Here is a 16198-nt window from a genome sequence, read left to right on the forward strand (position 1 = left end):
CCGTGACGTCGCGGCCGCTCTCCCTGTGTCCCTCCATCCCGCCGCGCGGCGCGCTCCTGTTCCCCGGCGACCGCGCGCCCCCTCGCGGCGCCCGGTTCGGGTAGCATCGGCCCTTCCCCGAGGCGCGCGCCCACCATGCACTCTCGCCCGACGACCATCGGCGTCCTCACGCCCTTCCTGGACGGCTTCTACTTCAACGCCGTCCTCCGAGGCGTCCACGAGGCGGCGCAGCAGCGCGGGCACCGTGTCGTGGTGATTCGCGCCACCCCCGAGGACGTCGAGGCCCCGTCGCTCGCCGGGGATCATGTGGATGGGTGGATCGTCGTGCTCGCCACCGACGGCATCGAGCGGCTCGCGCGGGCGCGGGTCCCGCTCGTCACCGTCAGCACCTGCGCGCCCGAGGCGGGTTGCCCGACCGCGATGCCGGACAACGCCACGGGCATCCGGAGCGCTGTGCGCCACCTGCTCGACCACGGACACCGGCGCATCGCGTTCGTCGGCTCGATCGAGCAGGACGACATCTGCATCCGCTTCGAGGGCTACAAGGCGACGCTCGCCGAGCACGGCATCCCCTTCGATCCAGGGCTCGTGTTCGAGACCGAGAACAACTGGTATTCCGGGGGACAGAACGTCGCCGAGGCGATCCTCGCGCGGCGGGCAGAGCTCACGGCGGCGGTCGTCGCCACGGACAAGAACGCGCTCGGGTTGATGTCGGCCCTCCAGGCGGCGGGATACCGCGTCCCCGAGGACCTGGCGATCACCGGCTTCGACGACATCGTCGAGGCGCAATGGGCCACCCCGCCGCTGACGACGGTGCGCCAGCGGTTCGACGCGCTGGGAAGGCTCGCGTACGAGCTCGTGCTGGCGCAGCTCGCCGGCGAGGTCGTCGCGCCCGGCCCCGTGCTCGCGCCGACCACCTTCGTCCGGCGCCGGACGTGCGGGTGCAGCACGCTCCAGGGCTTCCTCCGCGCGGAAGGCGCGGCGCCCGAGGACGACGCCGGCGACCTCCTGGCCCGGCAGATGGTCGAGCTGCTCACCCCGCTCCCGCCCGGCACGCCGCCGGCGTCCGTGTGGCCCGGCGTCACCCGCGTCATCGAGGGGCTCACCGCGGCGATCGAGGGCGCGACGCCCACTCCCGCGGCGGAGATCGACGCCGCCTGCCAGCAGGCCGTGCGCCTCACGCCCGACGTGGAGAGCCTGATGGGGATGGTCCGCTGGCTCGGCCGAGCCTCCAGGCGGCGCCGCGCGCGGCCGGGCGAGGGGGCGGCCGACGACGGCGCGGCCGAGGACCGCGTGGACGAGTTCCTGGAGCGACTGCGCCTCTCGCTCATGCTGGCCCGGCTCGACGCAGAGCGGGAGTTCGTCGCGCAGCTCGGGGAGCTCATCCGGTCCGACCACGAGGTGAGCCTCACGCTGCTCGGCGGCACCCACGAGGCGTCGCGCTCGCTCTCCTGGCTCGACTCGACCACCGTGATCTGGAGCTGCCTCGGGCTCTGGGAAGATCCGGAGACGCGCGCGCGCCTCGTCATCGCCGGCGCCTACAGCCGCGATGGCAGCCGGACTCCCCCCATCGGCAGCGTCGTTCCGCGGGAGGCCTTCCCGCCCGCCGAGCTGCTGCCGCCCTCGACCGTCGGTGGTCCGTTCATGGTGACCCTGCTGCCGATCCGCACGCCCCAGCGCGACTGGGGTGTGCTCGTGACCGTCGGCCCGGGCTCGCTGGAGATCGCCGGCGACGAGGGCACGGTCGCGATCTGGGGGGCGCTCCTCAGCGCGGCCCTCGAGCGCGACGCGCTCATGCAGTCGCTGTCGGAGCAGCACGCGAGCCTCCAGGACGCCTATCAGCGCGAGCGGGCGCTCTCGGCGGCCGTGCGCGCGCTGGGCTGTCCGCTCATCCCGCTGCTCGAGGGCGTGCTGCTCGTCCCCCTCATCGGCGAGCTCGACGGCGACCGCGCCCGTCAGGTGCTCGACACGGTGGCCGAGGGGGTGAGCCGGAACCGGGCGCGCTGCGTGCTGCTCGACATCACGGGCGTCCCGCTCGTGGACGCCCAGGTGGCCCACGCGCTGCAGCAGACCCACCGCGCGGCGGCCCTGCTCGGCGCGCGCGTCGTCCTGGTCGGCGTGCGCCCCGAGATCGCGGCGCGCCTCGTGGCGCTCGACGTCGATCTCGGGGACCTCGCCACGCATCGATCGCTGTCGTCGGCGCTCGAAGCGGTCGCGCCCGCGGGCCTCCGCGCGCTCCGCGAGGGCCGGGGAGGCGCGGGCTCGCCGCCGCCCGATCCGCGGCCGGGGCGGCGGCAGGGGAGGGCGTGACGGTGCGCGCACCTCGGGGCGCTCTCGTCGCGGCGGGAGCTCGGTCGTGGCTTTGCGCGGCGCTGGCGGGCGCGTGCTGCGCCGGGGCGGCGGGCTGCGCGGAGGGCGCGCGCCCTGCGCCGGCGAGCGCGGCGCGGGGCGCGTCGGCGGCGCAGGACGCGCCGGGGGCGCCGACCGCGCAAGGGGCGTCGGCGGGGCGGGGCGCGTCGGCGGCGACGGCGGCGAGCGCCGCGCCTGCAGGCGCGCTGCCCGCGTCTCCGCCGGCGGATCCCGGGCGATCGGGCGAGGCGCCTCCGCGCGAGCGGTGGGTCGGCGCGCTGGAGCTGACGAAGGGCGCGCAGCCGATGATCGCCGGGAGGATCATGTCGCGCGAGGACGCCGAGCGCTGGCTCGGTCCCGACTGGCGCGCGCTGCGCGGGCAGCGCGTCCGCGTGCTGGCGGTGCTGCGGGATCACGTCTGCGAGCCGCACGCGCAGTGCCTGAGCGGAGGGCGCATTCCGCTGCTCGAGCAGGTCGCGTCCGTCGACCTGTGCAGCGGCGCCGGCCCCGCCGTCCCGGATCGCGTCGATTGCGCGCCGTCGCCTGCGCAGATCGCGCGCTGCAACGCCGACTGCCGCAGCCTCGGCGCCGACTGCGATCAGCGCGCCGACGACCGCGGCGCGCTGCGCCGCTGCGGGTGCGCCAGGGTCGCGTGCGAGCAGGGGTGCGGGGAGACCGGCGAGCCTTCTTTCACGTGCAGGTGACGCGGCTCGCGCCGGGGCGCGCGAGGCTCGTGGAGGAGAGAGAAGACGAACCACAGAGGCACAGAGGGCACAGAGGGGAGAGAACAAAGATTCTCAGCCCTCTCCGAGCTTGTCTGAGCTCTCTCCCAGCTTCTCCGAGCTCTCTCTCCCTCTCTTCCTCTGTGCCCTCTGTGCCTCTGTGGTTCATTCTCTCTTCTCGCCCTCACACGACACGCCCGCCGCTCCAGCGGTGCCCGCGCAAGGCGCCGCTCGCCCCTCGGTCGTCGGGGGCCGACGCGACCCAGGCACAGGGGATACAAAAAGCGGCGAGGGCCGCCCGGCGCATGCCAGGCGACCCCCGCGGGCGAGCTGCTGCTGCGCTCGGTCAGGCGGTCTCGCGCGCGAGGACCGGCGACGGAGAGGGCACGGACGAGGCCGGGGGCACCGACTCGACGGCGTGAGCGCCGCCCTCGCCGAGCGAATAGGCCTCCTCGCCGTGGAGGGCGCCGTCGAGGCCCTCGTCTTCCGTCTCGTCGTTGACCCGGAAGCCCATCACCGCGTTGATGCCCTTCACGAGCACGAGGGTGACCACCGCCGCGTAGGCGGCCGCGACGCCGGCCGCGATGGCCTGCTCGGTGAGCAGCGCCGAGTTGCCCTTGATCAGGCCGTCCTGGCCGGCCGGATTCCACACCTTGGAGGCGAACACGCCGGTGAGCAGCGCGCCGAGCAGGCCGCCCACGCCGTGGATGCCGAACGCATCGAGGCTGTCGTCATAGCCCAGCTTGCCCTTCAGCATCACGGCGCCGTAGCACACCGCGCCCGCCGCGAGCCCGATCGCGACGGAGGCCATCGGCCCGACGAAGCCCGCGGCCGGCGTGATGGCGACGAGGCCCGCGACGAGCCCCGAGGCCACGCCGAGGAGCGACGGCTTGCCGAAGCGCACGCCCTCGATGAGCGCCCACGCGAGCGCGCCGATCGCGGCGGCGATGTGCGTGTTCACGAACGCCACCGACGCGAGCCCGTTCGCGGCGAGCGACGAGCCGCCGTTGAAGCCGAACCAGCCGAACCACAGCAGGCCGGCGCCGAGCAGCGTCATGGTGAGGTTGTGCGGGACGATCTTGCGCGTCGGGTACCCCTTGCGCTTGCCGATCACGATCGCCATCACGAGCGCGCTCGCGCCCGAGGCGAGGTGCACGACGGTGCCGCCCGCGAAGTCGAGCGCGCCGCGCGAGAGGAGCCACCCGCCCGGGTTCCAGACCCAGTGGCAGATGGGGCTGTAGACAGCGAGCGACCAGAGGAGCGTGAAGACGACATACGACGAGAACTTGATGCGCTCCGCGTAGGCGCCGGAGATCAGCGCCGGCGTGATGATGGCGAACATCATCTGGAACGCCATGAACAGGAGGTGAGGCACCGTCGTCCCGGCGCGCGGCTCGGTGCCGACGCCGTTCAGGAACGCGTAATCAAGGCCGCCAATCAACCCGCCCTTGGATTCGGCGAACGCCATCGAGTATCCGATGGTCACCCACGCCAGGGTCACGAGACCCATGGCGAAGAAGCTGTGCATGAAAGTGCTGAGCGTGTTCTTTGTTCGGACCATGCCCCCGTAAAACAGGGCCAGCGCTGGCGTCATCAGCAGGACCATTGCCGACGAGACCAGGAGCCAGGTGGTGTCCGAGGCGTTGATTTCGTTCACTGGTGGCCTCCTCGACCGCGAAGGTAAGAGAAGCCAGTTTTCCGGAATGTTTCGCCGGTATGTACTTCACGAACTCGTGAAATCTGCCACCCGACGCGGCGAGTCAGCGCCCGTGAGCCCGCCAACCACCCGAGCGCGTCACGGATCGGGGTTTACAGCGGGTCGACGGATTTGCAGTGAAGCTACATGTCGATGCGGGCTCGGGGCACCGCGACGTCACCGCCACTCCGGGTAGAGGGCCTTCCCTGTCTCGAGGAGGCTCTTCATGCTGGACAGGATGGCGGGCCATCCGTTGCTGATGGCTGGCAGCACCTTGCTGCCCTCGTCGAACTGGTCGTGGGTGAGGGTGAGCTTCACGTGCGCGCCGACGCAAGCCCGAGGCGAGCGTGTCCGTGGACCGATGTCCGGGCGAGATGAGCCCGATTCGTGGGCTATTCGTGGATTGATGTCCGCGCCAGCTCACGTCCCGACGTGGAACGTCGGTAGGCCCGAGGCGGGGGGGTCGTGGGGCGGTGCGGGGGATGGGCCGATGTCTGAGCCTGAGCCATGAGTTATCCGGCGAAGCCGGATGGCTCATGGCTCAGGCGAGTTCGGCGGGGCCCCCGCACCGCCCCACGACCCCCCCGCCTCGGGCCGGGCAGTTCTCAGCCGCGCCCGCTGGCCTTGATGCTCTCCCGCACCCGCTCGAGCGCCCCCTGCACCTGGGGATCCCGATCCATCTCCGCCGGCGGCGCCGCGAGCCGCAGCGACCAGTTCTCCGGCCCCACGGTCCCCGGCGTGTTGACCCGCTCCCGCGTCGCGAGCACGTCCTGCACGAGCAGCAGCACGAGCTCGCTCTTCGACCCGTGGATCAGGTCCAGCAGCGCGCGGTGCGTCTCGTTCGTGAACTCCCGGCCGAACTCCTGCCGACGCGGCGCGAGCTGCGGCAGATCGAGCACCCCCGCGCGCTCCCGCTCGTCCCGCGACTCCCACCACACCACCACCGAGTCCGTGTCGTGCGTCCCGAAGCACGCCACCGACAGCTCCGGGTACTCCGCCGGATCGCGGAACACGACGTCGTCCTTCTCCCAGATCAGCACCTTGTAGCCCGGCACGCCGAGCGCCGTCAGCGACGCCCGCACCCACGGCGGCACCGCGCCGAGATCCTCGGCGATGAGCTGCGCCCCCGTCTCCGCAGCCCCCTCGAGCATCGCCCGCATCACGCGATCGCCGTGCTCGCGCTGCGCCGGCTCCTCCGCCGGATCGAACGTCGCCTTCGGCCGCTCGCCCCCCTGGCCCTTGTTCTCCGGGAAGATGTACGTCCGGTAGAAGCCGACCAGGTGATCGATCCGGAACCGATCGTACAGCAGCCCCGTGTAGCGGCACCGGCGCCGGAGCCACGCGAAGTCGTTCTCCCGCATCCTGGCCCAGAAATATGGCGGGAGACCCCAGTTCTGCCCCTCCGTGTTGAACTGGTCCGGCGGCGCGCCGACCGACATGTCGTGCCGGAACTCGTCCTGGTGCGCCCACACGTCGGCGCTGTCGCGCGACACCATGAACGGGAGATCGCCCATGATCTCCATCCCCTTGTCCCGGAGCGCCGCGCGCGCCGCCTCCCACTGCGTGTGCGCGAGCCACTGGACGTACTCGTAATAGAGGATGTCGCGCGCGCGCTCGCGCCGCAGCCCCTCCATCGCCTCGGGCCTGCGCTGGCGGATCTCCTCGGGCCAGTCCCACCACGCGATGCCCTGGAAGCCGTCCTTGAACGCGCGGAACTGCGCGTAGTCGGGCAGCCAGTCCGACTGCCGCTTCACGAACGCGGCCAGCTCGGCCGCGCGCGGCGTCTGCTTCGCGTGGTGCTCCCGCTCGAACCTGTCGAAGGCGAAGCGGAGCGCCCGCCCCTTCACGCGGCGCACGAGATCGTAGTCGACCCGCGGGCTCTGCTTCGCGCGCTCGAGCGCCTCCACGTCCTCGCCGAGCGCCTCGCCCACCAGCTCCGGCGGGAGCTCCGGCACGGCCGAGAGCGAGATGTACATCGGATCGATCCCGAAGGCGGAGAGCGCCATGTACGGCGACGTCTCGCCGCCCGACACCTCGCCGAGCGGCAGGAGCTGCACGAGGCGCAGCCCCACGCGCTGCATCCACGCGGCGAACTCGGGGAGATCGCCGATCTCGCCGATGCCCCACGAGCGATCGCTGCGCAGCGAGAAGAGCGGCACCGTCACGCCGGAGATGCGGCGGCGCGCGCCGGAAGGAGAGGGTGAGCTCTGGGACGAGCCCTGGGACTGGTTTTCAGCAGAGGGGGAAGACATGTGCGTTCTTGGCTTGGCTCCAGGCGTTCGGGGGCGGAGTCTATCCCGGGTCGCGCGGCTTCGCGATGCTCCTTCCGCGCGATCATCGCGGAAACGCCCGCGATCGCGGGGCGATCGCGCTCCGAGCCGCGCGCGCGGTGTGGCGATCGCGCGCGCGCTCCGAGCGCGACCGGAGGCCACACGGGCGCCGCCCGACCGTCGGCCGGGCGCCACCCGAGCGGACGGGCGAGCCTCGACGCGCCCCAGGGCGCGAAAAAACCGCGCCGGACGCGCTTGTGTCTCGACAGCGGCGCCAAATTCGCGAATACGCGGCTCCACAGGATTTTCCGATGACCAGACGCATATGGCCCGGCGCGCCGACCCCCCTCGGCGCCTCCTATGACGGCGAAGGGGTGAACTTCGCGCTGTTCTCGCAGTCCGCCACGAAGGTGGAGCTCTGCCTCTTCGAGGCCGTCGACGACGTCGTGGAGCGCGTGCGCATCGAGCTCTCCGAGCGCACGGCCCACGTGTTCCACGGGTACGTGCCGGGGCTCAAGCCCGGCCAGCTCTACGGCTACCGGGTGCACGGGCCGTACGACCCGCGCTCGGGGCACCGCTTCAACCCGGCGAAGCTGCTCGTCGATCCGTACGCGTACGCGCTCTCCAGCGAGCCGAACTGGAAGGCGCCGCTCTACGCGTACGACCGCGGGGAGCACCCGCCCGAGAGCGTCGCGGGCAAGGCCGCGAAGGGCGACGGCGCGGCGGGCGAGAAGGGCGACGGCGGGCGCGCGGGCAAGACGGCGAGCGACCGCCGCGCCGCGGACGCGCGCGCGAAGGAGTGCCCCGCGCCGCCGCCGCCGGCGGCGCTCGACGACCTCGAGATCTGCCACCACGACAGCGCGTGGGGCGCGCCGAAGTCCGTGGTCGTCGACCACCGCTTCGCGTGGGACGGCGACCGGCCGCCGGCGACGCGCTGGCAGGACACGGTCATCTACGAGGTGCACGTCAAGGGCTTCACCCAGCGGCACCCGGGCGTCCCCGCGAACCTGCGCGGCACGTACGCGGGGCTCGCGTCCGAGGCGGCGATCGCCCACTTCAAGAAGCTCGGCGTCACGGCGCTCGAGCTGCTCCCCGTGCACGAGATGGCGAGCGAGCGCGAGATCTGGGAGCGCGGGCACATCAACTACTGGGGCTACAACACGCTCTCGTACTTCGCGCCCGCCGGCCGGTACTCGTCGAGCGGGCGGCTCGGCCAGCAGGTGACCGAGTTCAAGGCGATGGTGAAGGCGCTCCACGCCGCCGGCATCGAGGTGATCCTCGACGTGGTCTACAACCACACCGCGGAGGGGAACCACCTCGGCCCGACGCTCTCGCTGAAGGGGATCGACAACTGGACCTACTACCGGCTCGTCCCGCACAACCCGCGCTACTACATGGACTTCACGGGCTGCGGGAACACGGTGAACACGCGCCACTACCAGACGCTGCAGCTCGTGATGGACAGCCTGCGCTACTGGGTGACCGAGATGCACGTCGACGGCTTCCGCTTCGACCTCGCGTCGGCCCTCGCGCGCGGGCACCACGACTTCGACCGCCTGAGCTCGTTCTTCGACATCATCCACCAGGACCCGGTCCTCTCGCGCACGAAGCTCATCGCGGAGCCGTGGGACGTGGGCGAGGGCGGCTACCAGGTCGCCAACTTCCCCGTCCTCTGGACGGAGTGGAACGATCGCTACCGCGACTCGGTGCGCCGCTTCTGGAAGGGGGACCTGCTCGCGGCCGACCTCGGCTACCGGCTCACCGGGTCGAGCGATCTCTACGCGTCGAGCGGGCGCAGGCCGTACGCCAGCGTCAACTTCGTGACGGCGCACGACGGGTTCACGCTGAACGACCTCGTCTCGTACAACGAGAAGCACAACGAGGCGAACGGCGAGGGGAACCGGGACGGCACGAACAACAACCACAGCTACAACCACGGCGTCGAGGGGCCCTCGAGCGACCCGGCGGTGGTCGAGCTGCGCGAGCGGCAGAAGCGCAACCTCCTCGCGACGCTGCTGCTCTCGCAGGGGGTGCCGATGATCAACGCGGGCGACGAGATCGGCAAGACGCAGAACGGCAACAACAACGCCTACTGCCAGGACAACGAGATGTCGTGGCACGACTGGGACCTCGACGAGCGGCGCAAGCAGCTCCTCGAGTTCACGTGCCGCCTCATCGCCCTCCGGCGCAGCCAGCCGGTCCTGCGCCGGCGGACGTTCTTCTCGGGCGGCTACGTGCACGGCAGCGGGCTCAAGGACATCGTGTGGTTCCGCCCCGACGGCGGCGAGATGAACGCGGAGGACTGGACGCACCCGAACGCGCGGGCGATCGGCTACCTGCTCGGCGGCGACGCGATCTGCACGCCCGACGCGCGCGGCGAGATGATCACCGGCGACACGCTGCTCGTCCTCATCAACGCGAACCACTCGCCGCTCGAGTTCGTGCTGCCCGCGATCGAGCTCGGCGAGCGCTGGGAGGTGCTCGTCGACACGCGCACCGCCGGGGAGCCGGCGCGCACGGTGCCGGCCAGGGCAGGGGGAGAGCGCTACCTGCTCGTCGATCGCTCCGTGGCGGTGCTGCGGCTCCTCGATCGGAAGGGCACGAACACGAAGAAGAAGGTCAGCAGCAAGGCGCCGAAGTCGCGCAAGGCCTTGTAGCCGTCGCCCGGGTCCTCCGGGGCGGCCCGGCCCCCGGCGAGGTGCCCTCGCCCGGGGGCCCACGGCGGCGCGGAGCAGGGAGGAGCCTGAGCGAGGGGTGCTCTAGCCGGGCAGCGGCTCCGCCTGCGCCGCGGCGACCCACTCCGCGAGGCCCGGGTGGCGCCACATCACCTCGGCGTACTCCGCCGCGGCGCCCGCGAGCGGGACCGCGTACGTGCGGAACCGCGTGACCACCGGCGCGAACATCGCGTCGGCGATCGTGAAATGGCCGAAGAGGTACTCGCCCTTCTGGCCGTGGGCTCGCCGGCACTCGGCCCAGATCGCCGTCACGCGGGCGATGTCCGCCTCGGCCGCGTCGTCCGGCGCGATCGGGGCGATCTCCCGGCGCAGATCCATGGACATCGCGTTGCGGAGCGCGGTGAACCCGGAGTGCATCTCGCTCGACACCGACCGCGCGAGCGCGCGCGCGGCGCGATCTTCCGGCCAGAGCCGCGCCTCGGGGAAGAGCTCGGCGACGTACTCGCAGATCGCGAGGGAGTCCCAGAGGACGAGGTCGCCGTGCCGCAGCGCCGGCACCCGCCCCGAGGGGGAGCGCCGGAGGAGCGCCTCGCGCGACCCCGGCTGGTACAGGGCGATGACCTCCTCGGAGAACGGAGCGCCGGTGTGCCTCAGCGCGAGCCAGGCGCGGAGCGACCACGTCGAGTACGTCTTCGTACCTAGATACAAGACCAGCGGTTCCATCACACCTCCCGGGGGCTCGCCGTCAGATGACGAACGCGCCGGGTTCTAGTTCAGGCGCTGGCACGTGTCTCGTCCATTCGCGCTGTAACCGGCGCCTCGCCGACGAGCTGACCGAAGTCCATCTTGAGGACGCGATCCGCCACCCCGAAGTACCTGTCATCGTGGCTGATGACGATGATCGTCTTGCCGCTGGCCCTGAGCTCCGGGAGGATCTGGCGGTAAAAGACGTCCTTGAAGACGGGATCCTGGTCCGCCGCCCACTCGTCGAACAGCAGGACCGGCCGGTCTTCCAGGTACGCCGTGAGCAGCGCGAGGCGCTTCCGCTGGCCTTGCGACAGCGACGTCGTGGAGAGGGCGCCCCCCTCGACAGACACCTTGTGATCGAGCTGAAGGCGAGAGAGGTAGGCGCGCGCCCGGACGTTGAGCTCGGGAGCGTCGAGCCCGATCAGCCGCTCGAACAGGTGGAAGTCGAAGAACACCACCGAGAAGAGCTGCCGGTACGCCTGCCGGTTCCGGTCCGTGATCGCCTCGCCGTCGAGCCGGATCTCGCCGGCCTCGGGCTCGTAAAGGCCGGTGATCAGCTTCGCGAGGGTCGTCTTGCCGCTGCCGTTGCCCCCCACGATGAAGATCATCTCGCCGCGGCGCACGCCGAGGTGGATGGGGCCGAGCGTGAAGGTGTCGTCCTTCCCGTCGGATCTATACGCGTGCGTCACGCCGGCGAGCTCGAGCCGCTTCCATTTGTCGGGGAGCGGGGCCGTCGCCTGCGCCTCGCCCGCGTCGACCTTGAGGCTCGCGCCGAGGTCCTCGACCTTCTTCACGGCGATGCCCGCCCGGCTCAGGGCCGGGAGCGCGCCGATGAGGACCTGCATGGGCGTCATCAGGTAGAGGAGGATGAGGGAATAGCCGATCAGCGCCTCGGGGCTCGCCACCTGGAAGAGCGGCAAGACGAAGAGCGTCACGCCGATGATGGTGAACACCACCCCCTGTCCCCACCCGTTCGCGGCGGTGAGCGCGACCATGCCGCGCACGTTGCTCTCCTGGACGGCCCCGGCCTCCCCCTCGAGCGACGTCGCGAGGAACGCCTCGCGGCGCCGGGCGTGGAGCTTCAGCTCCTTCACGCCGCGCGTGAGCCCGCGGAAGGTCTTCATCAGCTCGTCGGTCGCCTCGCGCGCGCGGCGGAAATGGCGCGTCGCCCGGCCCATCGGGAGCTGATACCCGATGACGCCGAGGGCGATGAGCGCGACCACCGAGGCCAGCATGACGGGCGACAGCCACCCCATGTAGAGGAGGCCGCCGACCACGACGACGAGGTTGATGCAGATGATCGGGATCTGCTGGAGCGCCGTGGTGATGACGGGGACGTCGTCCGTGAGCACCGTGAGCATCCGCGGCGTGCCGATCTCCTCGAGCTGGCGGAGCGGCGCGCCGAGGATCTTCCGGCAGATCTTCACCCGGAGATCGAAGAGCGCCCCCTGGCTGAGGCGCGTGAGCAGGACCTCCGAGTGGTAGCGCGCGAACGGGAGCAGCAGGCACACCGCGGCGAAGGACCACATCACCGCGCCGCGGTCGCCCTGCAGCGACCGGTTGATCAGCACGAGCGCCGCCGTGTTGCAGGCGCCGCAGAGCGCCCCCGCGAGGACCGCGAGGACGAGGATCCGCCGGGAATAGCCGGCGACGAAGGAGAGCAGCTTCATGGATGCTCGGTGGTGGCGGGGCGCTGCCCCCGGTCCGAGGGGACGCGGGCGGCCGCGACGAGGATCTGACCGAGCGAGATCCCGCCGTCGTTCGGCGGGACCAGCCGGTGGCAATACGGCGTGAGGCCCTCCTGCTTCAGGCGCCGGAGCGCGTTGATCAGGACGAACTCGTTCATGAAGACGCCGCCGCTCATGACGACGCGGCGCACGTCGTACCGCTCGGCGAGGCGCAGGCAGACCGCGGCGATCGCGTCCACCACCGTCGAGTGGAACCGGCGGCTGAGGTGCGCCGGCGTGGCGTCCGGCTCGTCGAGCGCGCGCAGGAGGTCCCGGACGAGCGGCCGGTAGTCGACGACGACGCGGCCGTCGCGCTCGTCGATGCCGTAGCGGAGAGGCGGCGCCGTGCGGAAGTCCCGCTCGAGCAGCGCCTCGAGCTCGATGGCGGCCTGCGCCTCGTACTCGACCTCGTGGCACACGCGGAGGAGCGACGAGACGCCGTCGAACAGCCGTCCCATGCTCGTCGTGGGCGTCGCGTTCAGCCGGCGCTGCGCCATCTTCACGAACACCTCGCGGCGCTCGTCCGCGAGGTCCGCGAGCGCGGGGACGCGGAGCCCGCCGAGCTCTTCGCCGAACGTCTCGACGAGCAGCGAGACGGCGACGCGGATGGGCTCCTTGACCGCCTTGTCGCCGCCGAGGAGGTACATCGGCCGGAGGTGCCCGGCGCGCACGAAATCGCGGTAGTCGCCCACCAGGAACTCGCCGCCCCAGATCGTGTTGTCGAGGCCGTAGCCCGAGCCGTCGAAGATGACGCCGATCACGCGCTCGTTCAGCCCGTTCTCCGCCATGCAGGCCGCCATGTGGGCGTGGTGGTGCTGCACCGCGGCGACCTGCGCGCCGCCCTGGTGCTTCGCCGCCCGCGTCGAGCGGAACGCAGGGTGCATGTCGCACGCCACCGTGTCCGTCTGCACGGACAGGAGCCGCTGGACGTGCGACGAGCAGTCGACGTGCGCGCTGAACGTCGAGTCGTTCTTCAGGTCGCCGATGTGCTGGCTGATGAACACCTGGTTGTCCTTGCCGACGGCCACGGTGGTCTTCAGCTCGCCGCCGAGGGCGACGACGGCGCCGACGCCCTGCGCCAGGTGGATCGGGTACGGGGCGTAGCCGCGCGAGCGCCGGATGAACGAGAGGAGCGGCGCGTCGAGGCCCTCTGCCTCGGTGAGCCGGACGACCGAGTCGTCGACGCGGGTGCGGATATCGCGGTCGTGCAGCACGAAGTAATCCGCGATGTCGCGGAGCTGCGAGAGCGCCGTGTCGTTGTCGTACGCGATCGGGTGCCCGGAGAGGTTGCCGCTCGTCATCACGAGGACGTCGAGCGCCGGGTCCTCGAGGAGGAGGTGGTGCAGCGGCGTCGACGGCAGCATGACGCCGAAGCTCGGGTTCCTGGGGGCGATCGCGTCGGGCAGGGCGCCGGGCCGCCGGCGCAGGAGCACGATCGGGCGCTGCCGGCTCTCGAGCAGCGCGCGCTCGGGGGGGCTGAGCTCGACATGGCGGCTCGCCGACTCGCAGTCGGCCACCATGATCGCGAACGGCTTGGCGTCGCGGCGCTTGCGCCGGCGCAGCTCCTTCACCGCCGCCTCGTTGCGGGCGTCCGCCACGAGGTGGAACCCGCCGAGGCTCTTGACCGCGAAGAGCGCGCCCTCGCGCAGCCGCTCGATCGCGAAGCGGACCGGATCTCCCGCGTCGATGGGCGCGCCGAGCCGATCGGTGAGCGTGAGCCGGGGGCCGCACGCGGGGCACGCGTTCGGCTGCGCGTGGTAGCGCCGATCCTCGATGTCCTCGTATTCCCCCGCGCAGGCGGGGCACATCGGGAAGGTTCGCATCGTGGTCTGCGACCGGTCGTACGGCATGTCGCAGATGATCGAGTAGCGCGGCCCGCAGTGCGTGCAGTTGATGAACGGGTAGCGGTGCCGGCGGTCCGCCGGGTCCCGGAGCTCCCGCAGGCAGTCGGCGCAGACGTCCGAGTCGGGCGGGATGAGCGTGTCCGTGTAGCGGAGATCGACGCTGCCGCGGATGTGGAAGTCGTCGTGGCGGGGGGCGGGCTCGGCGAGCGCCTCCTCGCGGACGCTCGTGATCCGCGCGAGCGGCGGCGGCGACTCGACCAGCGCGCGCAGGAACGTCTGGATCTCCTCGTCCCCGGCCTGCAGCTCGAGCAGCACGCCCTGAGAGTCGTTGAGGACCCAGCCGCGCGCCCCGACGGCGCGCGCGAGCCGGTGCACGAAGGGCCGGAAGCCGACGCCCTGGACGATGCCCGAGACCCGGAAGCGGCGGGTCACGGCCGGCCGGGGCTCAGCAGAGTCGGGGGAGTTCGGCGCCATAGAGCTCCTCGAGCAGGGTTTGAGTGCCATCGGGCTCGATCATCGAGACGGCCGGCGCCGGGGCGCTCTTGACCTCACCGATGACCGCCGCGTTGCGGCCGTACGGGTGCGCGCGGAGGATCCCGAGCACGTCACCCACCTTGTCTGCGTCCACGAACAGGCAGAGGCACCCCTCGTTGGCGAGGTGGATGAGGTTGATGCCGAGCATGTCCGCGGCCATGACGGCCTCCGGCAGCACGGGCAGCGCCGCGCGCGCGAAGGAGAGCTCCGCGCCGGACGCGCGGGCGAACTCGTGGAGGACGGCGCAGAGGCCCCCGCGGGTCACGTCGCGGATCGCCGTCACCGCGCCCCCGGGCACGCCCCGGAGGACCGCGTCGATGAGCCCGTTGAGCGGCGCGCAGTCGCTCTGCACCCGCTTCTCGAAGCCGAGCCCCTCGCGCACCGACAGCAGGTGAATGGAGTGGTTGCCGAGATACCCGCTCACGATGATCTTGTTGCCGGGCCGCACGGCGCGGCTCACGAGCGGCGGGCGCTCGAAGACGCCCACGCCTGTCGTGTTGAGGAAGAGCCGGTCGGCCTCGCCCTTGCCGACGACCTTCGTGTCGCCGGCGACGATCTTCACGCCGGCCTCCCTCGCCGCGTCGCGCGCCGACTCGAGGACGCGGATCAGCGAGGACATCGGGAAGCCCGCCTCGATGATGAGGCCCAGGGTCAGGTACAGCGGCCTCGCGCCGCTGACCGCGAGATCGTTGACCGTGCCGCAGACAGCGACCTTCCCGATATCGCCGTTGCCGAAGAACAGCGGCGTGACGACGAACGAGTCCGTCGTGACGGCGATCCGGCCCGCGGGCACCTCCAGGATCGCGCTGTCCTCCATCGCGCCGGTGTAGGTGTCGCCGAGCGTCGCGGCGATGCGCTCGACGAGCTCCCGGCTCAGGCGGGCGCCGGTCCCGTGGTCGAGGACGACCTCTTCATTCTCGTTGGCGTGCTCTCTTGTCATGTGAAGCTCCAGGGGTGGCTCCGCAGCGTCTTCGGTGAGGGTGGGTGAGGGAGACGAGGCCGCCCGGCTCCTCGGCCTCGTCGTCCCGGGTCGTCAGGCCAGCAGCTCTTCCCGGCTCGGCAGGTCGTCGCTCTGGCGAAGGCGCTTGATGATCTCCGCGCCGGGCGCGATGGCGGCGCAGTACGACGCCATCCACTCGAGGGAGCGCTGCTTGTCCTCCTCCTTGAGCGAGAACACGCAGTCCTCGGGGACCCACACCTTGTAGCCGCGGAAGAACGCGTCCGCCGCGGTGGTCTGCACGCAGATCTGGGTCTGGATGCCCGTGACGAGCACCGTCTTGACGCCGAGCTCCTTCAGCTTGTCGTCGAGGGGCGTCTCGTAGAAGCCGCTGTCACGGTGCTTGACCATCACGAGGTCGGACGGATGGACGAAATCCGTGATCAGCTCGGCGTTGGGGGTCCCCTTGATCGCGGGGATCTCCTTGCCGCGGAAGCGGCGCTGGATCTGGGGGTCCGACGGATCGTTGATGAGCTGCAGGTGGACGACGGTGTGCCCCAGGGCGCGGATGGCGCCGAGGAACATGTTGAACTGCGGCGCCACCCGGGCGAGGAGCTCGCGACCTCCAGGCATCTTGTCGATGAACTCGTACTGAAGGTCGTTGGTGAGCACTGCGATGTTGGGCATGGGAATTCCT

The 16198-nt window shown here is 71.4% G+C and carries 10 protein-coding genes and 1 pseudogene; 3 read left to right on the top strand and 8 right to left on the bottom strand.

The annotated features are described in order from the left end of the window. Positions 1 to 135: 135 nt before the first annotated feature. Positions 136 to 2310, top strand: coding sequence for a substrate-binding domain-containing protein (locus WME76_RS07860; RefSeq protein ID WP_437959563.1), 2175 nt, complete (start codon positions 136 to 138; stop codon positions 2308 to 2310). Between the two features lie 2 nt (positions 2311 to 2312). Next, the gene (locus WME76_RS07865) at positions 2313 to 3053 is read left to right on the top strand and encodes a hypothetical protein (protein WP_437959564.1); all 741 of its coding nucleotides are present in this window, start codon (positions 2313 to 2315) and stop codon (positions 3051 to 3053) included. Positions 3054 to 3417: 364 nt separating this feature from the next. Here WME76_RS07865 and WME76_RS07870 read toward each other — a convergent pair whose 3' ends face one another. The 3 genes and pseudogenes from WME76_RS07870 to WME76_RS07880 form a co-directional block, all read right to left on the bottom strand. Next, the gene (locus tag WME76_RS07870) at positions 3418 to 4728 is read right to left on the bottom strand and encodes an ammonium transporter (protein ID WP_437959565.1); all 1311 of its coding nucleotides are present in this window, start codon (positions 4726 to 4728) and stop codon (positions 3418 to 3420) included. Between the two features lie 216 nt (positions 4729 to 4944). Next, positions 4945 to 5094 (bottom strand): annotated as a pseudogene (locus WME76_RS07875) (SRPBCC family protein); the annotation flags it as partial. Between the two features lie 278 nt (positions 5095 to 5372). Further along, positions 5373 to 7019, bottom strand: coding sequence for a 4-alpha-glucanotransferase (locus tag WME76_RS07880; protein WP_437959566.1), 1647 nt, complete (start codon positions 7017 to 7019; stop codon positions 5373 to 5375). A gap of 329 nt (positions 7020 to 7348) precedes the next feature. Between WME76_RS07880 and glgX the strand changes: the two genes are divergently transcribed. After that, positions 7349 to 9694 carry a glycogen debranching protein GlgX gene (gene glgX, locus WME76_RS07885; protein WP_437959567.1) on the top strand — a complete coding sequence of 782 codons (2346 nt, stop codon included), beginning with the start codon at positions 7349 to 7351 and terminating at the stop codon, positions 9692 to 9694. Positions 9695 to 9796: 102 nt separating this feature from the next. Here the strand turns inward: glgX and WME76_RS07890 are convergent, their stop codons facing one another. From WME76_RS07890 to WME76_RS07910, 5 genes are all read right to left on the bottom strand, one after another. After that, positions 9797 to 10435, bottom strand: coding sequence for a glutathione S-transferase family protein (locus tag WME76_RS07890; RefSeq protein WP_437959568.1), 639 nt, complete (start codon positions 10433 to 10435; stop codon positions 9797 to 9799). 50 nt (positions 10436 to 10485) lie between these two features. Then, positions 10486 to 12129 carry a cyclic peptide export ABC transporter gene (locus WME76_RS07895; protein WP_437959569.1) on the bottom strand — a complete coding sequence of 548 codons (1644 nt, stop codon included), beginning with the start codon at positions 12127 to 12129 and terminating at the stop codon, positions 10486 to 10488. Further along, on the bottom strand, positions 12126 to 14504 hold the full coding sequence (gene hypF, locus WME76_RS07900) for a carbamoyltransferase HypF (protein ID WP_437959570.1): 2379 nt from the start codon (positions 14502 to 14504) through the stop codon (positions 12126 to 12128). The genes WME76_RS07895 and hypF overlap by 4 nt, the downstream gene beginning before the upstream one ends. After that, on the bottom strand, positions 14476 to 15504 hold the full coding sequence (gene hypE / locus WME76_RS07905; protein ID WP_437959571.1) for a hydrogenase expression/formation protein HypE: 1029 nt from the start codon (positions 15502 to 15504) through the stop codon (positions 14476 to 14478). Before hypE ends, hypF begins: the two co-directional genes overlap by 29 nt. A gap of 93 nt (positions 15505 to 15597) precedes the next feature. Continuing rightward, entirely contained in the window at positions 15598 to 16188 is a 591-nt protein-coding gene (locus WME76_RS07910; RefSeq protein ID WP_437959572.1) for a cysteine hydrolase family protein, read from the bottom strand. Between the last annotated feature and the right edge of the window lie 10 nt (positions 16189 to 16198).

Source organism: Sorangium sp. So ce119, from assembly GCF_051524405.1.
In the GTDB taxonomy this organism is placed as follows: Bacteria; Myxococcota_A; Polyangia; order Polyangiales; family Polyangiaceae; genus Sorangium; species Sorangium cellulosum_G.

Bases quoted from the DNA above. Each gene is read 5' to 3' on its own strand.
- WME76_RS07860 (WP_437959563.1), top strand. From the start codon at position 136: ATGCACTCTCGCCCGACGACCATCGGCGTCCTCACGCCCTTCCTGGAC.
- WME76_RS07880 (WP_437959566.1), bottom strand. From the start codon at position 7,019: ATGTCTTCCCCCTCTGCTGAAAACCAGTCCCAGGGCTCGTCCCAGAGC.
- glgX (WP_437959567.1), top strand. From the start codon at position 7,349: ATGACCAGACGCATATGGCCCGGCGCGCCGACCCCCCTCGGCGCCTCC.
- WME76_RS07890 (WP_437959568.1), bottom strand. From the start codon at position 10,435: ATGGAACCGCTGGTCTTGTATCTAGGTACGAAGACGTACTCGACGTGG.
- WME76_RS07895 (WP_437959569.1), bottom strand. From the start codon at position 12,129: ATGAAGCTGCTCTCCTTCGTCGCCGGCTATTCCCGGCGGATCCTCGTC.
- hypF (WP_437959570.1), bottom strand. From the start codon at position 14,504: ATGGCGCCGAACTCCCCCGACTCTGCTGAGCCCCGGCCGGCCGTGACC.
- hypE (WP_437959571.1), bottom strand. From the start codon at position 15,504: ATGACAAGAGAGCACGCCAACGAGAATGAAGAGGTCGTCCTCGACCAC.
- WME76_RS07910 (WP_437959572.1), bottom strand. From the start codon at position 16,188: ATGCCCAACATCGCAGTGCTCACCAACGACCTTCAGTACGAGTTCATC.